Source organism: Enterococcus sp. FDAARGOS_375, from assembly GCF_002393265.1.
Taxonomy (GTDB): domain Bacteria; phylum Bacillota; class Bacilli; order Lactobacillales; family Enterococcaceae; genus Enterococcus_D; species Enterococcus_D innesii.
Window position 1 is genome coordinate 1,865,844 of the sequence record NZ_CP023515.1, and the last position, 25,850, is coordinate 1,891,693.

Sequence of the window (25,850 nt, forward strand, 5' to 3'; positions counted from 1 at the left end):
CATCCCCTCAATAATTTCTCGGCGGAATCTGATCGAAATCCATGTCACTGGAAAAAACCGTTTCATGGACATAGATTTCACGAGGAATGGCATCAGCGCCGCGAGCCAAGTAGCGCGAGATGGCATTTTTGACGAACACACCAGCATCTGGGTTGCACTCAACGACACAATTGACCACTCCTTGCTTCAATTTATCGATCATTTCTTTTTGGGCATCGATCGATACGATCACTAAATCCTTCCCTGGCTCAATATCGGTTTTTTCGAGGGCTTCAAGAGCACCGAGAGTCATCTCGTCATTGTGACTGAACAAGACATCGATCTGCTCCATTTTGCCTTCTGCGATGTATTGTTCAATGACTTCTTTGCCTTTGCGGCGAATGAAGTCACCATTTAGCTCATCTTTGACTTGGATCGTTACATTGTTGTGGGCATAATCACGCTTGATGGTTTCTCGGAACCCTTCTGAGCGCAAATACGTCGGAGACGTAGCATCCAGTCCCGTCAATTCTAAAACATTGATCGTTTCATTTTGATGTTCTTTATAATAATTGCTGACGTAGAGACCCGCACGATTGCCCTCGGCTTTGAAGCTTGGCCCGATATGAGTCAGAAACAAGGAGGGGTCACTGACATTGACATGACGATCCACCACGAAAACGGGAATCCCCGCTTGCGCAGCTTCTTCCAAAATCGGTTCCCAATTGTTTTCCTGAATCGGGGTAAAGACGATGGCATCGACTTGATACACGATAAAACTGCGGATATCTTGAATCTGACGTTCTTGATTCATATAGCCGTTACGATAGAGCACTTCATAGCCTTCCTTCTCTAATTCAGTGCGAATCGATTCGGTGTGGCGCTTGCGCCAGCTGCTTTCTGTTCCCGATTGAGAAAAACCGATCACGATACTTTCTTCCGCTGTTTCAGTGGTTGTTTCTTTGTTTGCTTGGCAACCAGACAAGCAAGCTAGAAACAAACAGACGAACAACCCAATTTTTATATTCCTCATTTTTTTCACCTCTATAGTCTATTCTACTAAAAAATACGGAAGCGCTTTACACAAAATATCAAATCAAATAAAAACCAAGGGAATCTTAAAAAATCCAAGATTCCAAAGAGAAAAGGGGGCAACTGGGCCGTTTTTTCTCAAGAAATCCAAGAAACCTCGAAAAAATCTAAATGTAAGCGATTCCTTAACTGGCTATACTGAATATGTAAGAAAAAGACATGGAGGGATCACAATGAAAGGTACTTTTGGTAAATTGGTCGTCCTAGCATCCACCTTATTGGTTGGTGGATTGTTAGCAGCTTGTGGGAATGGATCAGATAGCGGGGCAAACGGTGACGGAAACAAAGGATTTGTTGGGATTGCGATGCCGACCAAATCGGCAGAACGATGGATCGCAGATGGCGACAATATGGTAGAAGAATTAGAGAAGCTTGGCTATAAAACTGACCTGCAATATGGAGAAGACAAAGTAGAAAACCAAGTGGCACAAATTGAGAACATGATCACCAAAGGCGTTGATACTTTAGTGATCGCCTCGATCGATGGGTCGGCACTGACGGACGTGTTGGAAAAAGCCCATAACGAAGACATCACAGTCATCGCCTATGACCGTTTACTGATGAACTCGGAATACGTCGATTATTATGCCACCTTTGATAATTTTGGGGTCGGCGTGCTGCAAGCGTCTTATATTGAAGACAAATTAGGCCTCAAAGACGGTGAAGGACCATTTAATATTGAATTATTCGGCGGATCTCCAGATGATAACAATGCACTGATCAATTATAATGGGGTCCTTTCGGTCTTCCAACAATACTTTGACAGCGGACAGCTAGTCGTTCCTTCTGGTCAAACCAACTTCAACCAAATCGCTACCTTGCGTTGGGATGGTTCAACTGCACAAGCTCGGATGGACAACTTGTTGAGTGCCAACTATACGGATCAAACATTGGATGCTGTTCTTTCACCTTATGATCCAATCAGCCTAGGAATCATTTCATCGCTTAAAGGTGTTGGCTATGGTTCTTCCGATAAACCACTACCTGTGATTACTGGTCAAGATGCGACGGTGGCAGGAGTGAAATCAATCATCGCGGGTGAACAAACCCAAACGATTTTCAAAGATACACGGGTGTTAGCGAAAAACACGATCGAAATGATCGAAGCCATCACCAATGGCGAGGAAGTCCCGGTCAACGATACGGAAACCTATGACAATGGCGTCAAAGTCGTACCAACCTATTTGTCAAATCCCGTTTCTGTGGATAGCGACAACTACAAAGAAGAACTAATCGATACCGATTACTATACAGAAGAAGAGCTAGGCATTTAAGCAAGAAGTACAGATCCAGCGAGAAAAGATGCTAGTTTCCCCGAAAGCAGTAGGGAAGAACGAATCATCCCCAGTATTCGTTCTTTCCGCTTTTCTTACAAACGGATCGGTTCACTTTTACATAAAAAGGAAAAGGGTGAAAGAACATGGCAGATAATATTTTGATGATGAAAGGCATCGTCAAAGAGTTTTCAGGGGTTCGCGCCCTTGATAACGTCAACCTCTCGATCGAGCGAGGAGAGATCCACGCACTGTGTGGAGAAAATGGCGCCGGCAAGTCCACGCTGATGAATGTCTTAAGCGGACTCTATCCTTACGGCAGCTATGACGGAGAGATCTATTATGAAGGGGAGTTATGCAAGTTCAAAGATTTGCGGGACAGTGAGGACAAAGGAATCGTTATTATTCATCAAGAGTTAGCCTTAAGTCCTTACCTGTCGATCAAAGAAAATATCTTTCTAGGAAATGAACAAGCCAAACACGGCATCATTGATTGGGATCTAACCGAAAAGAAAACAGACAACCTCTTAAAGATCGTTGGCTTGAAATTAGACCCGAATACGCTGGTTTCACAAATCGGTGTCGGGCATCAACAGCTGGTGGAAATTGCCAAAGCATTTTCAAAATCCGTCCGATTGTTGATTTTAGATGAACCAACCGCGGCGTTGAATGAAGAAGAAAGTGCCAATCTGTTAGAGCTGATCAAAGAGTTTCGCAACCAAGGGATCACCTCGATCATCATCTCCCACAAGTTGAACGAAATCGTCAATGTGGCGGATCGCATCACGATTTTACGAGACGGGCAAACGATCGAGACGCTGAGTGGTGCCGAAATCTCTGAAGAGCGCATCATTCGTGGCATGGTTGGGCGAGATTTGACCAATCGCTACCCAGAGCGGAACCCCACTATTGGTGAACCGTTTTTTGAAGTCAAAAATTGGACGGTCCATCATCCAATCGACCATACCCGTGTGGTGAATGAGAATTTGAACTTGATGATCCGCAAAGGAGAGATCATCGGCATCGCCGGTTTGATGGGTGCGGGACGGACAGAGTTTGCCATGAGTGTCTTCGGTCATTCCTACGGCAGTTCGATTTCGGGGGAAGTCTATAAAGACGGCCAACCGATTTCTGTCAAAGACGTGCCAACCGCCATCAAAAATGGGTTAGCCTATGTGTCGGAAGATCGAAAAGCGCTGGGCTTGAATCTGCTGATGGATATTCGCGAGAATACCACCATCGCTAGTCTTGCCAAAATCAGCCGCCAAGGGGTCATCGATAAAGAAAAAGAAGTCACGATGGCCGAAGAATTCCGCAAAAAAATGCGGACGAAAACCAATTCGATCTATCAAAACGTCGGCAGCTTGAGCGGCGGGAATCAGCAAAAAGTCGTTTTGGCAAAATGGCTGATGACCACACCAGACATCTTATTTTTAGATGAACCGACCCGTGGGATCGATGTCGGGGCGAAATACGAAATCTATACGATCATCGAAGAGATGGCAGCAGCTGGCAAAGCCATTTGCATCATCTCCTCGGAGCTGCCAGAACTATTAGGCATGTGTGACCGAATCTATACGATGAACGAAGGACGCTTCACTGGCGAGGTCCTGCGGGAAGAGGCGGATCAAGAACGATTGATGAATCTAATGACATTAGAAGAGAGTGGGGTTTGAGATGGAAACAACCAATAAATTAAAAAAAGAACGCAGCCATTCGCTGAAAGAAAAGGCACTGGAAATCTTTAGTAAATACAGTATGATCATTATCTTAGCAGTATTATTGGTGGCCTTTCAGCTCATGACCGATGGGATTTTCTGGCGGCCGCTGAATATCACCAACCTCGTGTTGCAAAACAGTCATATTCTCGTTTTGGCAGCTGGTATGCTTTTGGTCGTCTTGTTAGGACACGTCGATCTATCCGTAGGGTCTGTGATGGCGTTTGTCGGTGCGATTGCAGGCGTTTTAATGGTCAATAACGGCATCAGTCCTTGGCTGGCAGTGCCTCTTTGCTTACTGATGGGGGCAGTGATCGGTGCCTGGCAAGGCTTCTGGATCGCGTATGTCGGTATCCCAGCATTTATTGTGACCTTGTCTGGTTTACTGATGTTTCGAGGACTGACCCAAGTCGTCTTAGGCGGTCAATCCTTGGCGCCGTTTCCCAAGGCATTCCAACAAATTTCTACTGGGTATTTGCCAGATATTGCAGGCGGTCAGATCCATTTACTTTCCATGATTTTAGGTGTAGTGATCACGGGCATCCTGATTTTAGGCCAATGGCGGACCCGTGAGCGTCGCAAAAAAAATCTTTTTGAAGTGGAATCAATGGCAGCCTTTGCCTTTAAAGCCGTCTTTACTGCGGTCGTATTTCTCGGCGCTACCTATATCTTTGCCTCTTATCAAGGGTATCCGATCATTTTGATTGTCTTAGGGGTGATCGTGGCTGCTTATGGCTTTTTGACTAACAAAACCGTTGCTGGTCGTCAAATCTATGCAACCGGCGGCAACAAAAAAGCAGCCGAACTTTCTGGGATCAAGACGAAGAAAATCACCTTCTGGGTCTTCGTGAACATGGGGATGATGGCAGCTTTGGCGGGCTTGGTTTTAGCCGCTCGGTTGAATGCAGCCACACCGCAAGCGGGAACGTCAATGGAATTAGATGCAATGGCCGCAGTGTATTTCGGCGGTGCTTCCACCTCAGGCGGTATTGGTACCGTGATGGGGGCGATCGTCGGTGGTCTCGTGATGGGTGTCTTAAACAATGGGATGTCGATCTTAGGAGTCGGTGTCGATTGGCAGCAAGCCATCAAAGGGTTGATTTTGCTGCTGGCCGTCGTGTTGGATATCTACAATAAGAAAAAGAAAATTTCGTAGGAGGGCCTGTTTATGGAGGACCAAGCACAAAAGACGATTTTATTGATTTGTACCGCCGGCATCACTACGGGACTCTTAGTAAAAAATATGCAGCGGGCCGCAGATGAAAAAGGGCTAGCTGTGCATATCTATTCGGCACCAGCCATCATTGCTGAACAGATCCTGCAGCAACAAACAGTCGATGCTTTGTTGATCGGTCCGCAGTCGAAGTACGAAGTCAATCGATTAAAAGACTTTCTCATGGTCAAAGCGGTGCCATATAAATTAATCAAAGAAAACGATTACGAGCTGTTAGATGGCGAAGCTGTCCTTACAGACAGCCTGACCCTCTTACAAAACGATCGCTAGGCTCAAAAAAGAGCTATGTCTTTTAGCGTTTGAATATGTTGTTTAGAGTAGTGCCTTGCGAATCCCCCAAGCAAGCACTACTCTTTTTATCGTAAAGTAGTTTGATCACCTGATAGGGAAGAACCGTCGATTGAATGCTGCTTCGGTCAGTTCTTGAGCTTTGTTTGCCAGTGAGTGGACAGGTGGCGAAAGTACAGTAAAGGCGGCGGATCTTTTCCAATGAGGAAACAGTCAAGAATCGATCTTGTATCTGTTTCCTTAAAGCAGCAAACAACTCATAGAATGGAGGAACAGATTATCGAACCAGCAGAACTTACCCAGATTCGCCCCAGTAAACGACAACTACAGTGGCAGCAGTTGGAATTTTATGGCTTTATCCACTTTGGTCTCAATACGATGACCAATCGTGAATGGGGGCTCGGCAATGAGTCGCCAACGGTATTTGACCCGCAAAAGCTAGACTGTCATCAATGGGTTTCCACAATGAAGCAAAGCGGTATGCAGGGAATCATTTTGACCTGCAAACATCATGACGGCTTTTGCTTATGGCCAAGCCAGCATACTGCTTTCACAGTCGCTTCAACGGCCTGGCGCAATGGTCAAGGTGATTTAGTGAAAGAACTTTCTGATGCTTGCCGTCAAGCAGACCTGAAATTCGGCATTTATTTATCGCCTTGGGATCAGCATGAAGCTTGTTATGGAATGGGGCAAGCCTATGATGATTTTTATACGGCGCAGTTGACAGAACTTTTAACCAATTATGGTGATATATTCGAAATATGGTTAGATGGCGCCAATGGTGAAGGGCCCAATGGAAAACGCCAAAACTATGATTGGGAACGGTATTATCAAGTGATTCGAGAGCTTCAACCCAATGCGGTGATTGCGATTTGCGGACCGGATGTCCGCTGGGTAGGAAACGAAGCGGGGCAAACCAGACTTCAAGAATGGAGTGTGGTGCCAGCAGCATTAAAGGATGCTGAAAAAACAGCGAGTCATTCGCAAAAAGTCGATAGCGCAGCGTTTCGGCAATCGATCTCCAGTATGGAAATGGATTTAGGAAGCCGACAAGCGCTGAAAAAGTACGGCATTAAAGAAGCTGCTGAATTGGCTTGGTACCCTGCTGAGGTCAACTTATCAATTCGCCCCGGCTGGTTTTATCATCCATCAGAAGACCAGCAAGTAAAAAGCGGCGCTGAGCTCTGGTCCTTTTACAAGCAGAGCGTTGGGGGCAATAGTTCTTTTCTACTTAATGTGCCGCCGATGCCGGATGGTATGATCCATCCAACGGATCAAAAGGCATTGCAGCAATTAGGTCACTCGATTAAACAATTGAAAGAGGTGACGACTGAAAGGACCGGCACGTTTGCGAGCTCTTCAACCAGTGTGTCCAGCAGAATGGATAAGCTCCAACTATCTCAAGCGTTTGACCAGTATTGGAAACCGGACCTGGAAGACAAACGGCCATGGCTGACCCTACATTTTTCAGAACCGGTCGTCATCAATACACTTGTACTGAAGGAAGCGATTCAATATGGGCAACGGGTAGAAAAAGCAAAAATTTTTCTGCAAACGGCAGAAGGACCACAGTTACTGACCGAAATAGTGACGATCGGCTATCAAAAAATCATCAGCTTTGAAGCGGTCGGCGTGTCTGCTGTCAAAATCGTTTTTACTCAAGTTCGGCAAACACCGATCATTCAAACCATGGCCGCTCGTTATGTGCCTCAGGAAGAATAAAAAAGCAACCCAAAAACAGACAGTCGGCTGACTGTCTGTTTTTGGGGGATACAAATAAGGAATAAAAGTGGATATTAGTTAAATGCGACTGCCTAGGGGGCAAATCCGAGAACAGTGCATGGTAACTACAAATTAAGGAAGTGTGATGACATTTTCTGAATCTTTATCGAAGAAGTGTGCTTTGTTGATGTTGAAAGCTAAATCAACTGTTTCACCTGGACGGTGGAAGTCGCGGGCATCAACTTTCGAGATAAATTCAGTCGCACCTACACGTGTATAAAGCATTGTTTCTGCACCTAATAGTTCAGATACGACCACTTCAGCACGTACAGTTGCTTCAGGAGAAGCTTCCAATGCGATTTGTTCACTGTGGATATCTTCTGGACGAATACCAAAGACTAATTGTTTGCCTTCGTAACCTTTTTCCACAAGAACCTTGTTCTTGCCTTCAGGAATACGTAAGTTCAAGCTTTGTCCATCAGAGATCATGCCGTTTTTCAACGTAACATTGAAGAAGTTCATTGCTGGTGAACCGATAAAGCCGGCAACGAAAATATTTTTCGGCGTGTTGTAGACTTCTTTTGGTGAACCGATTTGTTGAATGAAGCCATCTTTCATGATAACGATCCGGTCAGCCATGGTCATCGCTTCTGTTTGGTCATGGGTTACATAGATTGTCGTTGTTTCTAAACGTTGGTGTAATTTTGCGATTTCCGCACGCATGGCAACCCGCAATTTCGCATCTAAGTTTGACAACGGCTCATCCATCAAGAAGACTTTGGCATCACGAACGATGGCACGGCCTAGGGCAACCCGTTGACGCTGACCACCAGAAAGGGCAGCTGGTTTACGATCTAAGTATTCTGTTAATCCTAAGATCTCAGCGGCATTTTCTACCCGTTTTTTGATTTCTTCTTTGTCGTATTTACGCAATTTCAAACCAAATGCCATGTTGTTGAAAACAGTCATATGGGGATACAATGCGTAGTTCTGGAAAACCATCGCGATGTCGCGGTCTTTTGGTGCCACATCGTTCATTACTTTTCCACCGATGCTCAATTCGCCTTCAGAAATATCTTCTAAACCAGCGATCATTCGAAGGGTTGTGGATTTTCCGCAACCAGAAGGTCCGACGAAAACGATGAATTCGCGATCAGCGATATCTAAATTAAAATCAGTTACCGAATATGCATCATTATTGTCATATTTTTTGTGGATATTTTTTAAGGCCATTTCTACCATTGGGATTACCTCTTTCCATTTAGTTTACATGAATAGCATAAATGAAAACGCTTCGAATGCGCAACGGAAACCTGCACAAGAAAAAAACGTTTTCTTGTGCAGGTTGTTTAATTGCTCTGATGGGTGAATTGGTCGATCAGTAAATAGCAAAGCAAAAGATCATCCATATTTTTTAAATTCAAGCGCGTCAGTGTTTGAAACTTATCGATCTTATATAGGAGAGAATTCCGATGCATAAACAGTTCTTTGGCAGTAGAACTCGCATTGCCTTGATTGCGCCACAGTGATTGAATGATCGTTTCGGTCTCTTCTTCAAACCAATCTAGATACAAGGTACGGAACAAGGAAATATACTCGGAAAAGCCATTGCGAAAAAGAGAGAAGACCACTTTGGGCAGATCCATACTTTTACTGGTAGTTTTCGTTTTTAACTCATTTTTGAACAGGGTAGATTCACTCGTCCATAAGGTAGTGAAGTCGTGGCGTGGGTGATGGAAGGGACCGACGAATAGCTGAGAATAGCAGTCGAAATCCATATCCAAAGCCACGAATAAGCCGTCAAGATCTTCGATGGGCAAATTGGCACCATCTTGTTTTTCTACGATCACCGCATGGTTTTCGGTGAGGAAAAAAAGATCCACCACGCTAGGGAGCATTTGCTGGATCTCTGTGAGCCATTCGGATTGTAAGGAGTCGATGGTTCGGGTGAAATGAACTTGCAGCAGGCGAATCCACTCTGGCTCTTGAACGGGCTGATGTTCAAATAAAATCGGATACCATGGATGGTTTCGGTTATCGATTTCTGGTTGCAAAGAGCCGTTTCCCAGTTGGATCAGCAGTTTTTCACTGTCACTTAATTGGTCAGTTGGCAGCCAAATATATTTTTTGCCGAAAGCGATGGATTCGATGTCCTTCGTTGTGGATACTTTGTCATGCAGCGTTGCCTGGGGGAAACGCGCTTTGATGTCATCAAAAGAAAAAATGAGAAAGACCTCCTTTGAGATACTCTACGTATTCTTCATTTAGTATAGCATGTTCTAAAAAAAACGTTCAAAATTTTCCCAGGAAAAAAGCACAGCCCTTCACCGAAAGCTCTGCCTTCTCATGGCAGGAGGGCGGCTTTTTTCTCCGAAGTGATTGCTTCTATAATCCTAACAGTTGTTTTTTCTTGAAGGCAAATTCTTCTTCAGTCAGAATTCCTTCGTCAACCAATACTTTTAGTTCACGTAGTTCAGCAATGACCTGTGCCGTCGGGTTTACAGTTGGTTGCGGGGGCAGTATCGCATGTTCACGGGGGAAGTTAGTGAGATAGCGCTGTATGATCCGAGCAATCAGCAGGACTTTTTTTGCAAAGCAAAGGGAGTGGTTTGGTTCCGTCCTTCTGCGAGAATGGGTTTCTCTGATCGCTCCGCCGCCAATATACAGTTCCAAGAAGCCATTGCCTTTCCAAAGACCAGATTCGGCAACTTCTTTCAGATTGACACTGGTGATCTGGGGAATCTGCAAAACCTGCTTTTCTTTCTTTTTGTAGTCGAGGATCGTGAGGGTATCTTCTTCAATGATCCAAGCATCACGATAATGATAGGAAAGTAATTTGATTTTTCCAGCCTCTTCATCCACGTAACTTTTCGCTGATTGCCCACCAAGTGCTGCCAAATGATCCGTTAAAAATTCATAGGCTTTTTGGGCATCGATTCGATTGGTGAAATAAAGCAGATGAGGATCACCAGGTACCCACAGTCGGAGGTAGTCCACTAAGAGACCTTTGCCTATATGTAATTCCACATCGGCAATTTTTGCCATGGGAATCTTTTCATCTGGGATTTTTGGATGGGTGTTGTTTATCCAGACGCCTTTTTTCGTAATGAGCCAACGACAGCTGGCATCATGTCTGCGATTTTCTCGATATTTTTTTGAATACAAAATAATGGGTTCCTCGTAGGTTTCATTAGGTGTTCTCGTCAAAACACTTGCCTCCTTAAACGTAATAAGCGACATTTTATTCAATTATACATCAAATAGTATTTTGATTCGTTTTATTCTGATGAAAATAAGGGGGATTTATCATTTGCCTTCTTTTCGTTAGGTTTTTTTAGAAAAATGCAATAGCAACAATTGACACGGAAACGGTTTCTTGGTATCTTAGATGTACGGACAACTTTTGAAAGATGGGATTAAAATGGCGAATAAGTACGAACAACTTGCGGATATCTTAAGAGAAAAGATCCGCTTAGGCACCTATCAAGAAGGCGATGCGATCCCTTCAGAAGCAACCTTACAGGAAGAATTTCATTATAGCCGCCACACGGTGCGCCAAGCGATCGCTGTTTTGGTCAATGAAGGCTATTTAAGAAAAGAACGGGGCTCAGGCACCTACGTTTCAAAACCTGAGACTGTCAATCATAAAAATCGCAAAACAATCGGGATCATCATGACCTATTTGTCTGATTATATCTTCCCCTCAATCATGCGCGGCGTGGAGCAGACATTGCGGGAGCAAGGCTACTCACTGCTTTTAGGCTCAACCAACAACGATCATGAGCAAGAAAGAGCGTGCTTGCAGCAAATGATGGATCAAGGGGTAGACGGGTTGATCGTTGAACCAACGAAGAGCAGCCAGTACAACCCGAATCTTGCCTATTATGTCGCCCTTCAAGAAGCTGGGATTCCTCTCGTCATGATCAATGCCTATTACGAAGAACTAGACTTGCCGCATATTTGTGTCAACGATACACGTTCTGGGTTTTTAGCAACCAATTATCTATTAGAGCAACAGCATCAGCAGTTGATGATGATCACGAAAATCGATGACTTACAAGGGAAATATCGGATGAAAGGGTTTGTCAAAGCGTTGACCCAAGCCAAGCGGACGTTTGCAGCAGAAGACGTCTTGACGTATACGACGGAGACGAAAGAAGCCGTTATTGAACAAGCGATCCAGCGCTTGACGGCTGCCGATAATCAAGTCACAGGCATCGTTTGTTACAACGATGAGATCGCGCATCGCTTGATTCAAGCATTGACGGCTGTTGGGAAGAACGTTCCTACTGATTTTTCGATCGTGGGCAACGATGACTCGCCCCTTAGCACCTTGTCGACACCGACGATCACCACACTGACTCACCCGAAAGAAGCGATGGGGGAATTGGCAGCACAATGGATTACAACAGGTAAGGCAACAGAAGCGCAACGCTTTTATTTTGAACCGGAGCTGATCGTTCGCGGTTCAGTCAATAACCAAAAAGGAGAGTAAGAAGATGACGCAACAAGTAAGGCAAGCAATTATTGACGGGCGCACGTCTCTTGGGATCGAGCTAGGCTCGACACGGATCAAAGCTGTCTTGATCGATGAGCAGTTTCAGACGATCGCTTCCGGCAGCTTTGAATGGGAAAATCAATTGGAACAAGGGATTTGGACCTACTCACTAGAGGCGATTTGGCAAGGACTACAAGCCAGCTATCAAGAGTTAGCGCACAACATCCAGCAGCAATTCGAGGTGCCTTTGACGACGATCGGCAGTATCGGTTTTTCTGCAATGATGCACGGCTATATGGCCTTTGATCAGCAAGGCACGCTGTTGGTCCCTTTTCGGACGTGGCGCAATGCGATCACGGAAGAAGCAGAAAAAGCCTTGACGGCATTGTTCCAATACAACATCCCACAGCGGTGGAGTATCGCGCACTTGTATCAAGCGATTTTGAATCAAGAAGCCCACGTCCCAGAGGTCGCTTTTTTCACTACCTTAGCCGGCTATGTCCATTGGCAGCTGACAGGGGAAAAAGTCATCGGAATCGGCGATGCATCTGGGATGTTCCCAATCGACAGTACGACAAAAAACTATGATGCGAATATGCTGCAGCAATTTGATGCACAAATCAGCAGTCAGGGGTATCCTTGGCAGATCAAAGACCTTTTGCCACAAGTGTTGACAGCAGGCGAACCAGCCGGCACATTGACGGCAGAAGGGGCAAAAAAACTCGACCCAACTGGTACCTTGCAACCTGGCATCCCGTTATGTCCGCCAGAAGGTGATGCGGGCACTGGCATGGTTGCCACGAATAGTGTGGCACAGCGAAGCGGGAATGTTTCAGCCGGGACGTCGGCTTTTGCCATGATCGTCTTAGAAGAACCCTTAACTAAAGTGTATCCAGAGATCGATTTGGTCACGACGCCTTCTGGTGATTTGGTGGGGATGGTCCATACGAATAACTGCACCTCGGAGATCAATGCCTGGGTCAAACTTTTCCGCGAATTTGCCGACGCAGCTGGAATGAAACTTTCCACGGAAGAATTGTTTGCGACCTTATTCAACGAAGCATTGAAAGGGGATTCAGACTGTGGCGGGATGCTTTCTTATGGCTATTATTCTGGTGAAAATATCACTAAGATCCCTGAAGGACGACCGCTTTTCGTCCGATCGCCAGAGAGTTCTTTTACTTTAGCAAATTTCATGCGCTTACATCTGTTTAGTGCCTTTGGTGCGATGAAGATCGGGATGAAGATTCTGGAAGCCGAAGACGTCGCCATTGATCGAATCGTTGGTCACGGTGGGATCTTCAAGACGCCAGAAGTTGCCCAACGTGTCTTGGCAGCTGTCATGGAAGCCCCAGTCACGGTCATGGAAACGGCTGGTGAAGGCGGCGCCTGGGGGATCGCCCTTTTAGCAGCATACCTTCGCCGTCACACGCCAGAACAATCCTTGGCAGCATTCTTAGCAGATCAAGTGTTTAAAAATGACCACGGCGTGACGTTAGCCCCGACAGAAGCCGACATTCAGGGGTTCACCGTCTTTACCCAACGTTACCAAGCAGGGTTGCCGATCGAGCAAGCGGCAATCGATGCGTTGATTTAAAAAGAAAGAAGGGAATTTTGTGTTAGAAGGATTAAAAGAAGAAGTCTTTCAGGCCAATTTGGCATTGCCGAAGCAAGGATTGATCAAATACACCTGGGGCAATGTGTCAGCAGTGGATCGCCAACAGCAGTTGTTTGTCATCAAACCTAGCGGTGTTGACTATGAAACCATGCAATCCAGTGATATGGTGGTTTGTGATTTTGAGGGCAACGTAGTGGAAGGAGCGAAAAATCCTTCCTCCGATACGCCAACGCATGCCGTTTTATACAAAGCATTTCCAGAAATTGGTGGGATCGTCCATACCCATTCTACTTGGGCGACGAGCTGGGCTCAGGCAGGACTCGATCTGCCAGCGATGGGCACGACCCATGCCGATACGTTTTATGGAGCAGTCCCCTGTGCCCGCTTTTTGACGCAAGCCGAGATCGATGAAGGCTATGAAGCACAAACAGGACAGGTGATCGTCGAAACCTTTAAGGAACGCGGCATCACGCCAGAAGAAATTCCTGGTGTCTTGCTTCACGGTCATGGACCGTTTACCTGGGGCAAAACGGCGGATGCGGCGGTGATGAACGCAGTGGTCTTAGAAGAAGTCGCCAAGATGAATTTTATCACGCGCCAGCTGAACAGTTACGCACCCGAATTGCCGCAGCGGGTCTTAGACAAACATTATTTACGCAAACATGGAGAAAATGCCTATTACGGGCAAAAATAACGAAAAAGGAGCAAGCAGAATGTTAGAAATCGGGAAAAAAGAATTTTGGTTCGTCGTAGGATCACAGCACTTATATGGAGAAGAAGCATTACAAGAAGTACGGGGCCATGCAGAAGAAATGGTCAAAAGCTTAAATGACAGCTCAAAGCTGCCTTATCCAGTCGTTTTACAAGAACTCGCTGTTACTGCCGATACGATTACGAAAATCATGAAAGAAGTCAACTATCGGGATGAAGTCGCTGGGGTGATCACCTGGATGCACACCTTCTCACCAGCAAAAATGTGGATTCGCGGCACGAAATTATTACAAAAACCATTGCTACACCTTGCCACTCAATACAATGAACAAATTCCATGGGAAACCATCGATATGGACTTTATGAACTTGAACCAAGCCGCTCATGGTGACCGAGAATATGGATTTATCAATGCCCGTTTGAAAAAGCAAAACAAAATCGTTGTCGGCTATTGGAAAAATGAAGCCATCCAAAAAGAAATCGCTGCTTGGATGGATGTGGCAGTCGGCTACAATGAAAGCTTCCAAATCAAAGTCGCTCGTTTTGGCGACAACATGCGTAACGTTGGGGTGACGGAAGGCGATAAAGTCGAAGCACAGATCCAATTTGGTTGGACCGTTGATTATTTTGGGATCGGCGATTTGGTACAAGTCGTCGATGCGGTGACTGACGAAGAAGTCGATGCACTCTTTGAAGAATACAGCCAGCTATATGATTTCGATTATGGCGATTACGACAAAGAAGAGTGGGCACGTCATGTCAAAGCCCAAGCCAAACAAGAAATCGGTCTGCGCCGCTTCCTTGAAGCAGGCGGCTATACGGCATTTACCACGAACTTTGAAGACCTGTATGGTATGCAGCAGTTGCCTGGTTTAGCTGTACAACGCTTGATGGCAGAAGGCTATGGGTTTGCCGGTGAAGGGGACTGGAAAACAGCCGCTATTGACCGCTTGATGAAAATCATGGCCCACAATAAAGCGACTGGCTTTATGGAAGACTACACCTATGAGCTGACCCCAGGAAAAGAAGCCATCTTGCAATCCCATATGATGGAAGTCGATCCGGTATTAGCAGCCAATAAACCCAAAATCGTGGTTTCGCCATTGTCGATGGGGGATCGTGAAGACCCAGCTCGCCTCGTCTTTGACGGCCAAGGCGGCGAAGGTGTCGTGGTTTCGATGGCCGACTTTGGCACCCACTACAAATTATTGATCAATGAAGTCGATGCCTTTGAGCCAACTGAAGAAGCACCAAAACTACCGGTTGCACGAGTAATGTGGACGCCAAAACCAAACTTCCACGATGGCGTCAAACAATGGATCGAAACAGGCGGTGGCCATCACACCGTTGTCTCACTTGTCTTAAATTCTGACCAGATCGAAACATGGGCGAAGCTTGTAGGATTAGAATACGTAACGATCAAATAAGTACCTAATCACAAAAGAAATCGTTGGCGATGCCGGCGGTTTCTTTGCGTTTTTCTTAAGCTTTCTTGCCTTCTGGCTGTAAAGTGCGGACAAGCAGACCCCTGAAATCACCAGCAATCAGCAAAATTGACTTTTAAATATAGGGGGCATAGACTTTTATGTAAGAGTGGAACAATGGACTAAAAGGAGGAGCACAATGAAGACAACCTACGATACACCAGAGTATTATCAGAAAATGAACGCTTGGTGGCGAGCAGCCAACTACCTTTCCGTTGGTCAGATCTATTTGAAAGACAACCCCTTATTGCGCCGCCCCATCGAAGAAAAGGATTTGAAAGTGAATCCAATTGGTCACTGGGGAACGATCGCCGGACAAAATTTTATTTACACCCATCTCAATCGCGTTATCAATAAGTACGACTTTAACATGTTTTATATCGAAGGACCAGGCCATGGCGGACAAGTCATGGTTGCGAATGCTTATTTAGACGGCAGCTACAGCGAGATCTATCCAAAAGCCACCCAAGACGAAGCAGGGATGAAACATCTATTCAAAACCTTCTCTTTCCCAGGTGGGATCGCTTCTCATGCGGCACCTGAAACGCCAGGTTCGATCCATGAAGGCGGCGAGCTAGGCTATTCCATCGCCCACGCTACCGGAGCTATTTTAGACAATCCCGATGTCATTGCAGCAGTAGTGGTCGGTGATGGCGAAGCCGAAACTGGACCATTAGCGGGCAGCTGGTTTTCAAATACCTTTATCAACCCAGTCAATGATGGCGCAATTTTGCCTATTTTGCATTTGAATGGCGCCAAAATTGCCAATCCAACGATTTTGGCTCGTAAAAGCGATCAAGATCTCACGAAATATTTTGAAGGCATGGGTTGGACCCCTTATTTCGTAGAAGGCGACGATCCAGAAGCCGTTCATCCGCAATTGGCACAGAAGATGGATCAAGCCATCGAACAGATCCACGCGATCCAAGCAGAAGCCCGCAAAGGTTCTGCGGAAGAAGCCGCTATGCCTCATTGGCCTGTTTTGATCGTTCGCACACCAAAAGGCTGGACTGGACCGAAAGTCTGGGATGGCGAGCCGATTGAAGGGGGCTTCCGTGCTCACCAAGTGCCGATCCCGGTCAATGCGAAACATATGGAACACGTGGATGCTTTGACGGATTGGCTGCAGTCTTATCGTCCAGAAGAGCTTTTTGACGAAAACGGCCGCATCAAAGCTGAGATTCAAGAATTGGCGCCAAAAGGGGAGCAGCGGATGGCTGTCAACCCAATCACTAACGGGGGGATCGATCCGCAACCGCTACACTTGCCAGATTGGCAAGCACATGCCATTGCGATCGAGACACCAGGGGAAACGACTGCCCAAGATATGATGGTCTTCGGAAAATTTGCCCGTGACATCATCAAAGAAAATCCTGACAACTTCCGCATTTTTGGCCCAGATGAAGCCAAATCCAATCGGTTGAACCATGTGTTTGAAGTCACGGACCGCCAATGGTTGGAGCCAAAACATCCTGATTATGATGAATGGCTGTCTTCAGTGGGCCGTGTGATTGATTCGCAATTATCAGAGCATCAAGCAGAAGGCTTCTTGGAAGGCTATGTACTGACGGGGCGTCATGGCTTCTTTGCCAGCTACGAGTCATTCTTAAGAGTCGTTGATTCTATGATCACGCAACACTTCAAATGGTTACGAAAAGCCCATGATCTTGACTGGCGCAACCCATACCCCTCATTGAATTTGATTGCTTCATCGACAGTCTTCCAACAAGACCATAACGGGTACACCCACCAAGATCCAGGGATCATGACCCATATTGCAGAGAAAAAAGCCGACTTTGTGCGGGTCTACTTGCCAGCCGATGCCAATAGCTTGATGGCTGTCATGGCTGAAACACTCGCTTCTGAAGAAAAGATCAATCTAGTGGTCTCTTCGAAACACCCACGTCCGCAGTTTTATTCGGCGGATGAAGCGAAAGTGCTTGTCAAAGATGGCTTGAAAATCATCGACTGGGCATCGACGGATGAAGGACAAGAACCGGACATTGTGATCGCAGCTGCCGGGACGGAACCAAATTTGGAAGCTTTAGCTGCTGTTTCCTTGCTGATTGAAGCCTTCCCAGAGTTGAAAGTCCGCTTCATCAATGTGGTCGATCTATTGAAATTGCGTCGTCCAGAAGTCGATCCTCGTGGATTGAGCGATGAAGCATTCGAAGCCTACTTTACGAAAGACAAACCGATCGTGTTTGCCTTCCACGGGTATGAAGGACTGATTCGCGACATCTTCTTTGGCCGTCGCAACCAACAGCTTCATATTCATGGCTACCGAGAAAATGGCGACATCACGACACCGTTTGATATGCGGATCCTTTCTGAATTGGATCGCTTCCACTTAGCTAAAGACGCCGCCGAATGGGTCTATGGAGAAAAAGCAACGGACTTTGCCAAAAAAATGGCAGACATCGTTGCGTATCACCATGACTTTATTCGAGAAAACGGCTATGATATCGCTGAAGTCGAAGAGTGGGAATGGAAACCATTGCGTTGATTTATTCTCCACAACGCCAACGTAAGACAGTTTAAGAACAAAATAAGTACAAAACGATCCGCAACAGGGTCGGGACGCCTTACCAAGGAAGCCCGACCGACTGTCTGCGGATCATTTTTTTTAAAAGACATCGAAACCGTAATTTTTGATATGCTGTTTCAACAAGGCGAGATAGTCCAAAGCCATCTCACTCAGTTCCATTTTCTTGTGTTTGAGGTAACCTAGGGTCATCGCATCATCGACTTCCAAAGGAATCGCAACGATTTTTTCATCATTCAGCTCACTGCTGATGATCCCAGAGCTGATGGTATAGCCATTGAGACCCACCATCAAATTGAAAATCGTGGCACGATCGCTGATGCGGATGTGTTTTTTGCGCTGTAAAGTGCTTAAGATCTCTTCAGAAAAGTAGAAGGAATTGGTTTCCCCTTGTTCGTACGACAGATAGGTATATGGTTCCAAATCAGCTAATGTGATGCTTTTTTTCTGAGTCAGGGGATTTTCTCGGCCGATGAAGACGTGGGGTTTGGCTTCAAATAAAGGAATGAATTGCAGGTCTTTTTCGTGGATCAAACGGGTGAGGACCGTCGTGTTGAAATCATTCAGATAAATGACCCCCAATTCGCTCTTAAACGTCTGGATATCATCCAGTACATTTTGTGTCTGGGTCTCCCGCAAGGTGAATTGAAATTCATCTTCCCCTAACTGTTTGACCAGCTCCACGAAGGCGTGGACGACGAAGGCATAGTGCTGCGCGGAAACACTGAAAACATGCTTGCGATGGCTGTCTTTGCGAAAGCGTTCGTCCAAGAGATTGACTTGGTCTAAAACATTTCGAGCATAGTTGAGAAAGGAACGGCCATCATCGGTCAAGGTCACCCCTAATTTACTGCGGTAAAACAGCTGCAGATCATATTCTTTTTCCAACTCTTTCATGGCTTGAGAGAGGGAGGGCTGACTGATGAAAAGCTGTTTGGCGGCTTCATTGAAAGAGCCGGTCTCTACGATTTTTTCCAAATATTCAAGCTGCTGGATACGCATGGGAAGCAACCTCCTTTTTGTGTTATAGGTATTGCCTATGGAATATATAAGTTTATAAGTATTATCTATAGTATAAGATGTTTGCTAGAATAAATCTAACAATTTTGAAAACTTTGTATAGGAGGAATGGATATGGCAACAGACAAATTTCAGCTTGTGGGGTCATTGTTACGACCACAAGATTTATTGGACTACAAAAATCAAATCGAGCATCGGGAGGATATCCACTACCCGTTTTATGATGCGTTTCCTGGCTACCAAGAAACGGAAGCAAAAGCGATCGCTGACATCATTGCAGCGCAAAAAGAACACGGCATTACAGTCATCACAGATGGCGAACATGGCCGCTCGATGTGGCACCTGGATTTTCTCTGGGGATTAAAAGGCGTTGAGCGCTATATCTCCGATCATGGGTATGCCTTTGAAGATTTAGACGGTGGACATTTTGAAACGCGTAAAGACATCGGCATCCGAATCACAGAACCATTATCTGGCAAAAACCATCATTACTTGACATTGTTTAAAGAAACCAAACGCCAAGCTGGCGACCTGCCAGTCAAGATCACCGTCTGGGGGGCTGCCCACGCCTTTACCGAGCTGACTGTCTTTAACGACCTCGTTGGTGAAGGTCAGGTGTATCCAACGAAAGAAGCCTTGCGGGAAGGGCTGCTTAACGCCTACAAGGAATTCTTGCAGGAATACCGAGAAGCCGGTGGTGAGATCGTTCAGTTCGATGATTGTTTATGGGAATTATTCGCCGAAGACAATGACAAGAGCTTCTTCACCCAAGGCAATGACGGCTTAGAAGCGTTAGCAGATGAATTCGTGGCGATCAACAACGAAGTCGCTGATTACGCCCACGAATTAGGATTAAAAGTCTGGACCCACAATTGTCGCGGCAATTACCAAAGCCGCGCGGCAGCCAGCGGTACTTACAAAGCGATCGCCGAAAAATTCTTGCGTGATCAGCATTATGACCGCTTTTTCCTAGAGTGGGACGATGACCGTGCCGGTGATATCTCGGCTTTAGAAGCGCTGAAAGATCGTCCAGAAGTGGAAGTTGTCTTAGGCTTATTATCCAGCAAAACCGCCACATTAGACGATGAAGAGCGAGTGATCGCTTTATTAGACAAAGCCAGCCAAATCATTCCTAAGGAGCGGCTTTATCTTTCTCATCAATGCGGCTTTGCCTCTTGTGACTGCGGCAATGAGCTTTCGACCGAACAGCAGTGGGCAAAAATCAAGCAAGGACAAGCCTTAGCTGAAGCGTACTTCGGTTAAGCAGCTGCGTCTTCTTTTCCCTGAATCTTCCCCTCGAAACCGGTGCATGCGACAAAGTTTCGAAAATTTCAGAAAAAATGTTTGACATTTTCTTTAAGAGCGAGTAAAGTAAGACACAACTTAATGAAATAGACATCGAAAAGAAGAGTAGCAAGGCTTGCTGTTTGAAGAGAGTCTCTGGTTGGTGCAAAGAGATAACGCATGGTTGTGAAACACATCTTGGAGTCGTTTTTCCGAAAGAAAAGTAGGAGAGACCGGGTTTGCCCGTTACAGCAGCAGTCATTGATTGATGACTTTCTGAGTTCAGTTGCTGTGAAGCACTGATAAACAAAGGTGGAACCGCGTTGATAACGTCCTTTAGCTGTAATGGCTAGGGGACGTTTTTTTCTCTTTTTTGCGGCTCACCGAAAACCGAAAGTGGAAGGATCACAAAGACTGCACGAGGCCTTTTCCTGTGAAGGAAAGGCAAATTGAGGTGGAACCACGTATCTAGCGTCCTCTGGCAAATGCCAGTGTGCGCTTTTTTTGTTTTTCTTTTTTAGAAAAATGAAATTTGCCAGTTGCCCTCACCAGCCAACGTGCAGCGCCACATAAGCGTCGGAGAAGCCGTCGCTAAGCTGTGTCGCTGCTAATCGAAATTGAAACCTATCAAGGAGGAAGTCACCATGTTTGAGTATTTAGTCAATGTTATGCCCCAACTGATTTCAGGAACTGGAATCACCGTTAAATTGTTCGCACTGACCTTAATCGGGTCCATTCCCTTAGGCATCTTGTTGGCCTTTGTTTTAGCCAGTCGCCTGCGTATTTTGAAATTGATCGTGCAAGTCTACGTTTGGTTGATGCGAGGAACGCCTTTATTGCTACAGTTGATCTTCGTATTCTACGGTCTGCCGATCTTAGGGATCGTCTTTGACCGCTTTGAAGCAGCCTTGATCGCCTTTATTATCAATTACGCTGCTTATTTTGCTGAGATTTTCCGTGGGGGGATCCAATCGATTCCAGCCGGACAGTACGAAGCCGCGAAAGTCTTGCGTTTGTCCCCAATCCAAACGATCCAAAAAATCATCATCCCACAAGTCGTCAAGATCACCCTGCCATCTGTCGGCAATGAAGTCATCAATCTTGTCAAAGACACATCCCTCGTTTACATCTTAGGATTGTCAGACGTGATGCGAATCGGGAAAATCGCCATGGAGCGAGACAGTACCTTACTTCCGTTAGTTGGGGTCGGCTTGATCTACTTGGTGATGACAGGCGTCTTTACGTTATTGTTAAAACAAATCGAGACCAAACTGGACTATTACCGTTAGGAGGAACCACGTATGTTAGAACTAAAACAAGTATCAAAATCATTTGGCGCTAAAAAAGTCATTGATCAGCTAGACTTGACGATCGAAGACGGCAGTATCTTAGCGGTGGTCGGTCCTTCCGGTGGCGGGAAAACCACCTTGCTTCGGACACTAGCAGGGTTAGAAACGATCGATTCTGGAAGCTTTTTACTGGATGGCAAAGCCTTTGATCCCACCGACACAAAGGAACAAGAACAAGTCGTCGGTGTCGTCTTCCAAGACTTCCAATTGTTTCCCCACTTATCGGTTTTTGAAAACATCACTTTGGCACCAAAAATGGTGCTAAAACAAGACAAGGCCGCGTATACAGCAAAAGCCGAACAGTTGGCAGAAAAACTAGGGTTAAGTGACCTACTAGCCCAATACCCCTTCCAATTGTCCGGGGGGCAGCGGCAACGGGTGGCTATCGCACGAGCGATGGCGATGAATCCCAAAGTGTTGGCCTATGACGAGCCTACCAGCGCCTTAGATCCAGGCTTGAGACAGCAAGTCGAACAGCTGATCTTGGATCTGAAAAAAGAAGGAGTGACCCAGATCGTGGTGACCCATGATTTGGTTTTTGCCGAAAATATCGGCGATCAATTATTAAAAGTAGCAGGAGAATAAGGGGGAGAACAAAATGAAAAAATTACTATTGACGGGAATCGCAGCAGCAAGTGTATTTTTATTAGGGGCGTGCGGCAGCAGCAATGACACCACAACCAGTGCCGCTGACAAAGAAGAAGTGATCGTCGGCCTAGACGATACCTTCGTACCGATGGGCTTTAAAGACGACCAAGGCAACATCGTTGGGTTTGATGTGGATTTAGCCACAGCTATTTTGGATCTAACAGGAACCAAAGTCAAATTTCAACCAATCGATTGGTCCATGAAAGAAACCGAACTAAGCAATGGCACCATCGATATGATCTGGAACGGGTATACCAAGACCGCAGCTCGTGAAGAAAAAGTATTGTTTACAGATACTTATATGGAAAACAAACAAGTCTTAGTCACAGCGAAATCAAGCGGCATTACTAGCTTTGATGATATGGAGGGCAAAGTCTTAGGTGCCCAAGAAGGTTCTTCTGGTTATGAGACCTTCAATAACCAACCGGAAGTTTTGAAGGATCTCGTAGACGGCAATGACGCAACCTTGTATGCCAGCTTTAATGAAGCCTTTATCGATCTAGAAAACGGTCGGATCGACGGTCTTTTGATCGACCGCGTCTACGCAGAATATTATTTGACTCAAACAGGCAAAACCGCTGACTTCAACGAAATCGAAAGCCCTTTTGAAGCAGAAGATTTTGCTGTAGGTGTGCGGAAAGACGATCAAGCCATGGCAGATAAAATCAATGATGGTTTGAAAGAATTGCAAGACAATGGTACCTTTGCTGAAATCTCTGAAAAGTGGTTTGGCGAAGACGTCACACCAAACTAAAAACAAGTCAACAAGAGGCACTGGCTGCTTAGCAGCTGGTGTTTTTTTCATCATTTAAGAAATTTTCGCGTAAATTCTAGCACCTAACCAAAATTTCTCACAGGAAAACTTTTGTTCGCCTTCTTTTTTCGTTATAATAGGGAAAGATGAAAAGAGGGATAGAAATGGCGCAAAAAAAACGCGCAAAGAAACGCAAAACAAAAAAACAACAAAAACAGCAAGAGAAATTAATGCTGGTCGGCGTCGGCCTGCTCTTTGTCTTGTTTTCGATATTTGGCTTTTTCCATTTAGGTTTTTTAGGAACCTTGATTGCCAACGGGTTTCGGATCGTTGGCGGAAACACGTACCAATTTTTGAGTGTTGCCCTAGCCGCTTATGGTGTCTGGTTAGCGATCAAAACGACCGATGCTCGATTTAAGAGTATTCGGCGAGTGATTGGCTGTGTATTGGTGTATTTTGGTTTACTGATCATCCTCCATGCGCAAATCTTTAGTAATGTGGTGGGAGAACAAGCCAATATCTTCCAAACGACATGGATGACGCTGTTAGGCGATATCCGGCGCAGCCAAGTGACCCAAAATGTCGGGGGCGGAATGATTGGCGCCATGCTTTATGGGGCGACCTATTTTCTTGTTTCCCAGATCGGCAGCTACATCATCGCTGTTTTACTCATGCTGATCGGGGCGTTCTTGTTCAGCCAAATGAGCAGCCACGAGTTAGTGGAGCACCTGCAAGTAGCTGGTGACAAGCTGCAGCGGTTGTTAGAAGGCTCTCCAGAAAAGCAAGCCGAACGAGAAGCCCGCAAAGCGGAACGAGCAGCAGAGAAACAAGCGGCGAAAGAAGCCAAAAAAGAAGCCGAGCGAGCAGCAGTCATGGCGGAGATCAAAGAAAAAAATCAAGTCCGACCAATGACAGAAGACGAAAAATCAGCAAAAGAACAGCAGATGCAAGCGCCAGCTGATTTTGAACCAGAGCAGCTAAGCTTTGTACCCATCGATCACTTCCAGGAATTGCCGCAAGCGGCGGGACCAGAGGCCGCTCAAGCACCACATCCAGCGGGAAACAAACCGGGACCAAGCAAAAAGGTCAATGAAGACGGGGAGATCCTCGATGACGATGGTGAAGTATTGGAATTTGAGATTTCGGAAGAAGCTGAAAATCGTGATTATGAATTGCCTTCAGCGCAATTACTCGATTCGATCCCTTCAACGGATCAAAGCAGCGAGTACAAAAAGATCGAACAAAATATCGGTGTGTTAGAAACTACCTTCCAAAGCTTCGGTGTTGACGCAAAAGTCGTCAAAGCCAGCTTAGGACCAGCAGTAACCAAATTCGAAGTTCAACCAGCAGTAGGGGTCAAAGTCAGCAAAATCGTCGGGTTGACCGATGATATCGCCTTAGCCTTGGCCGCCAAAGATGTCCGGATGGAAGCGCCAATCCCAGGGAAATCATTGATTGGGATCGAAGTTCCAAACAGCGCAGTCAGCATGGTTTCATTCCGAGAAGTGATCGAAGCCCAACCAGATCATCCAGATAAACTATTAGAAGTCCCTTTAGGACGCGACATTTCTGGTCGTGTCCAAACGGCAGACTTAACGAAAATGCCCCATCTCTTGATTGCCGGATCGACTGGGAGCGGGAAGTCCGTAGCCATCAACGGCATCATCACCAGTATTTTGATGCGGGCAAAACCCCATGAAGTCAAATTGATGATGATCGACCCGAAAATGGTTGAATTAAATGTTTACAATGGGATTCCCCATCTCTTGACACCCGTTGTGACCAATCCCCGCAAAGCGGCGCAAGCGTTGCAAAAAGTGGTCAAGGAAATGGAAGAACGCTACGAAAAATTTGCGGCAACTGGGGTCCGAAATATTACTGGCTACAACGATTTAGTGATCAATAAGAATTTAGAAGATGGCGAAAATCGTCCAATCTTGCCATTCATTGTGGTGATCGTCGATGAGTTAGCTGACTTGATGATGGTTGCCAGCAACGAAGTCGAAGATGCCATCATTCGTTTGGCGCAAATGGCACGGGCAGCGGGTATCCATATGATCCTGGCAACGCAACGACCAAGTGTGGATGTCATTACAGGGATCATCAAAGCCAATGTTCCATCACGGATGGCGTTTGCTGTTTCCAGCGGTGTCGATTCGCGGACCATCATTGATGGGAACGGAGCCGAAAAACTGCTGGGACGCGGCGACATGCTGTATTTGCCGATGGGTGAGAACAAACCGATTCGGGTCCAAGGGGCCTTTATTTCCGACCAAGAAGTCGAACGAGTGGTTGAATTCGTGACAGATCAGCAAGAAGCCAATTATGAAGAAAAAATGATGGTCACTGAGGAAGAAACGAGTGCTGGCAGCAGCGGACAACCGCAAGATGAGCTATTCGAAGATGCCAAAGCTCTTGTGGTGGAAATGCAGACCGCCAGCGTTTCTCTCTTGCAGCGACGTTTTCGTATCGGCTATAACCGAGCAGCTCGGTTAGTGGATGAATTAGAAGATCAAGGCGTCGTAGGACCTTCTGAAGGCAGCAAGCCGCGGAAAGTCTTGATCGAGCCGCAACCAGAAGACATTCCTACCTTTGATGAATAAGGAGAACAAGACCAATCCAATGAGAGAAA

Annotated in this window: 20 protein-coding genes and 1 other annotated feature; of the genes, 15 read left to right on the top strand and 5 right to left on the bottom strand. The window is 46.0% G+C overall.

Going from position 1 to position 25,850, the window contains the following annotated elements:
* Positions 1 to 7: 7 nt before the first annotated feature.
* The gene (locus CO692_RS10080; protein WP_096742172.1) at positions 8 to 1,012 is read right to left on the bottom strand and encodes an ABC transporter substrate-binding protein; all 1,005 of its coding nucleotides are present in this window, start codon (positions 1,010 to 1,012) and stop codon (positions 8 to 10) included.
* 232 nt (positions 1,013 to 1,244) lie between these two features.
* Here CO692_RS10080 and chvE point away from each other — a divergent pair, with 232 nt between their 5' ends.
* The 5 genes from chvE to CO692_RS10105 all read left to right on the top strand — a co-directional run bounded on the left by chvE (position 1,245) and on the right by CO692_RS10105 (position 7,307).
* On the top strand, positions 1,245 to 2,345 hold the full coding sequence (gene chvE, locus CO692_RS10085; RefSeq protein ID WP_096742173.1) for a multiple monosaccharide ABC transporter substrate-binding protein: 1,101 nt from the start codon (positions 1,245 to 1,247) through the stop codon (positions 2,343 to 2,345).
* A gap of 146 nt (positions 2,346 to 2,491) precedes the next feature.
* Positions 2,492 to 4,021, top strand: coding sequence for a multiple monosaccharide ABC transporter ATP-binding protein (mmsA, locus tag CO692_RS10090; protein ID WP_005231476.1), 1,530 nt, complete (start codon positions 2,492 to 2,494; stop codon positions 4,019 to 4,021).
* Between the two features lies 1 nt (position 4,022).
* On the top strand, positions 4,023 to 5,219 hold the full coding sequence (mmsB, locus tag CO692_RS10095) for a multiple monosaccharide ABC transporter permease (protein WP_086293893.1): 1,197 nt from the start codon (positions 4,023 to 4,025) through the stop codon (positions 5,217 to 5,219).
* Positions 5,220 to 5,231: 12 nt separating this feature from the next.
* A complete protein-coding gene (locus CO692_RS10100) occupies positions 5,232 to 5,567 on the top strand; it encodes a PTS sugar transporter subunit IIB (RefSeq protein ID WP_096742174.1) in 336 nt (111 codons plus the stop codon).
* Between the two features lie 219 nt (positions 5,568 to 5,786).
* Positions 5,787 to 7,307, top strand: a complete 1,521-nt coding sequence (locus CO692_RS10105; RefSeq protein WP_096742175.1) for an alpha-L-fucosidase — start codon at positions 5,787 to 5,789, stop codon at positions 7,305 to 7,307.
* A 132-nt stretch (positions 7,308 to 7,439) separates the two neighbouring features.
* On the opposite strand, the gene CO692_RS10110 is transcribed toward CO692_RS10105, so the two are convergent.
* The 3 genes from CO692_RS10110 to CO692_RS10120 form a co-directional block, all read right to left on the bottom strand.
* Positions 7,440 to 8,549 (bottom strand): ABC transporter ATP-binding protein, encoded by a 1,110-nt coding sequence (locus CO692_RS10110; protein ID WP_077453935.1) that lies wholly within the window; start codon positions 8,547 to 8,549, stop codon positions 7,440 to 7,442.
* A 107-nt stretch (positions 8,550 to 8,656) separates the two neighbouring features.
* Complete coding sequence (locus CO692_RS10115; protein WP_226818104.1) at positions 8,657 to 9,361, bottom strand: helix-turn-helix domain-containing protein; 705 nt, start codon at positions 9,359 to 9,361, stop codon at positions 8,657 to 8,659.
* Positions 9,362 to 9,692: 331 nt separating this feature from the next.
* Positions 9,693 to 10,547, bottom strand: coding sequence for an SHOCT domain-containing protein (locus tag CO692_RS10120; protein ID WP_096742176.1), 855 nt, complete (start codon positions 10,545 to 10,547; stop codon positions 9,693 to 9,695).
* A gap of 148 nt (positions 10,548 to 10,695) precedes the next feature.
* On the opposite strand from CO692_RS10120, the gene CO692_RS10125 reads away from it, so the two are divergent.
* The 5 genes from CO692_RS10125 to CO692_RS10145 all read left to right on the top strand — a co-directional run bounded on the left by CO692_RS10125 (position 10,696) and on the right by CO692_RS10145 (position 18,124).
* Positions 10,696 to 11,802, top strand: a complete 1,107-nt coding sequence (locus tag CO692_RS10125) for a GntR family transcriptional regulator (protein ID WP_086293896.1) — start codon at positions 10,696 to 10,698, stop codon at positions 11,800 to 11,802.
* Between the two features lie 4 nt (positions 11,803 to 11,806).
* Positions 11,807 to 13,402 carry a xylulokinase gene (locus tag CO692_RS10130; RefSeq protein WP_086293897.1) on the top strand — a complete coding sequence of 532 codons (1,596 nt, stop codon included), beginning with the start codon at positions 11,807 to 11,809 and terminating at the stop codon, positions 13,400 to 13,402.
* A gap of 19 nt (positions 13,403 to 13,421) precedes the next feature.
* Complete coding sequence (locus CO692_RS10135; protein WP_096742177.1) at positions 13,422 to 14,117, top strand: L-ribulose-5-phosphate 4-epimerase; 696 nt, start codon at positions 13,422 to 13,424, stop codon at positions 14,115 to 14,117.
* A 19-nt stretch (positions 14,118 to 14,136) separates the two neighbouring features.
* Entirely contained in the window at positions 14,137 to 15,561 is a 1,425-nt protein-coding gene (gene araA, locus CO692_RS10140) for an L-arabinose isomerase (protein ID WP_096742178.1), read from the top strand.
* A 196-nt stretch (positions 15,562 to 15,757) separates the two neighbouring features.
* Positions 15,758 to 18,124, top strand: a complete 2,367-nt coding sequence (locus tag CO692_RS10145; RefSeq protein WP_096742179.1) for a phosphoketolase — start codon at positions 15,758 to 15,760, stop codon at positions 18,122 to 18,124.
* Positions 18,125 to 18,244: 120 nt separating this feature from the next.
* Here CO692_RS10145 and CO692_RS10150 read toward each other — a convergent pair whose 3' ends face one another.
* Positions 18,245 to 19,165 (bottom strand): LysR family transcriptional regulator, encoded by a 921-nt coding sequence (locus CO692_RS10150; protein WP_005227268.1) that lies wholly within the window; start codon positions 19,163 to 19,165, stop codon positions 18,245 to 18,247.
* A 126-nt stretch (positions 19,166 to 19,291) separates the two neighbouring features.
* On the opposite strand from CO692_RS10150, the gene CO692_RS10155 reads away from it, so the two are divergent.
* The 5 genes from CO692_RS10155 (at position 19,292) to CO692_RS10180 (ending at position 25,821) form a co-directional block, all read left to right on the top strand.
* The gene (locus tag CO692_RS10155) at positions 19,292 to 20,446 is read left to right on the top strand and encodes a cobalamin-independent methionine synthase II family protein (RefSeq protein WP_185938602.1); all 1,155 of its coding nucleotides are present in this window, start codon (positions 19,292 to 19,294) and stop codon (positions 20,444 to 20,446) included.
* 126 nt (positions 20,447 to 20,572) lie between these two features.
* Positions 20,573 to 20,807 (top strand) — a binding site (T-box leader).
* Positions 20,808 to 21,111: 304 nt separating this feature from the next.
* Positions 21,112 to 21,756, top strand: a complete 645-nt coding sequence (locus CO692_RS10165; RefSeq protein ID WP_010748717.1) for an amino acid ABC transporter permease — start codon at positions 21,112 to 21,114, stop codon at positions 21,754 to 21,756.
* 12 nt (positions 21,757 to 21,768) lie between these two features.
* Complete coding sequence (locus CO692_RS10170; protein WP_005227272.1) at positions 21,769 to 22,401, top strand: amino acid ABC transporter ATP-binding protein; 633 nt, start codon at positions 21,769 to 21,771, stop codon at positions 22,399 to 22,401.
* Between the two features lie 13 nt (positions 22,402 to 22,414).
* Positions 22,415 to 23,218, top strand: coding sequence for an amino acid ABC transporter substrate-binding protein (locus CO692_RS10175; protein WP_086293899.1), 804 nt, complete (start codon positions 22,415 to 22,417; stop codon positions 23,216 to 23,218).
* A 164-nt stretch (positions 23,219 to 23,382) separates the two neighbouring features.
* Positions 23,383 to 25,821, top strand: a complete 2,439-nt coding sequence (locus CO692_RS10180; RefSeq protein ID WP_086293900.1) for an FtsK/SpoIIIE family DNA translocase — start codon at positions 23,383 to 23,385, stop codon at positions 25,819 to 25,821.
* Positions 25,822 to 25,850 lie beyond the last annotated feature (29 nt).